The sequence below is a fragment of the Shewanella sp. SM71 genome, assembly GCF_025653905.1.
Lineage (GTDB): Bacteria > Pseudomonadota > Gammaproteobacteria > Enterobacterales > Shewanellaceae > Shewanella > Shewanella oncorhynchi.
Map to the genome: position 1 here is coordinate 1 of NZ_JAKKRW010000058.1, position 610 is coordinate 610.

The following is a 610-nucleotide window of genomic DNA, read 5'->3' on the forward strand; positions in this document are numbered from 1 at the left end:
CCATAACGAAAAAAGCCTCATCTTTCGATGAGGCTTATCTCTTAATGTTGGCGGAGCGGACGGGACTCGAACCCGCGACCCCCGGCGTGACAGGCCGGTATTCTAACCAACTGAACTACCGCTCCTTTAGCTTAACGTCTACACGTTAACCTAAATTAGGCGCTTGGCGATGACCTACTCTCACATGGGGAGACCCCACACTACCATCGGCGCGTTTGCGTTTCACTTCTGAGTTCGGGATGGGATCAGGTGGTTCCACAAGGCTATTGTCACCAAGCAAATTCTGTTTATTACCGTGTCCATCTCTGGCTCACGCTAATAATAATTCGGAAAGCTGATTTTCTGTTGAGTCTTTAACTTTATCAAGTGTCGATATTCTGTCTAAGGCTTCTTTGTAAAACCCATCTGGGTTGTATGGTTAAGCCTCTCGAGTCATTAGTACATGTTAGCTCAACGCCTCACAACGCTTACACACCATGCCTATCAACGTCCTAGTCTCGAACGGCTCTTTAGAGGAATTAAATTCCTAGGGATGACTCATCTTAGGGCTCGCTTCCCGCTTAGATGCTTTCAGCGGTTATCGATTCCGAACGTAGCTACCGGGCAATGC

The 610-nt window shown here is 47.9% G+C and carries 1 tRNA gene and 2 rRNA genes; all 3 read right to left on the reverse strand.

From position 1 onward, the window contains the following. Window positions 1–48: 48 nt before the first annotated feature. A tRNA-Asp gene (locus L5L97_RS22830) sits at window positions 49–125 on the reverse strand. A gap of 36 nt (window positions 126–161) precedes the next feature. Beyond that, a 5S ribosomal RNA gene (gene rrf / locus L5L97_RS22835) occupies window positions 162–277 on the reverse strand. A 137-nt stretch (window positions 278–414) separates the two neighbouring features. Continuing rightward, window positions 415–610 (reverse strand): 23S ribosomal RNA (locus tag L5L97_RS22840); the annotation flags it as partial.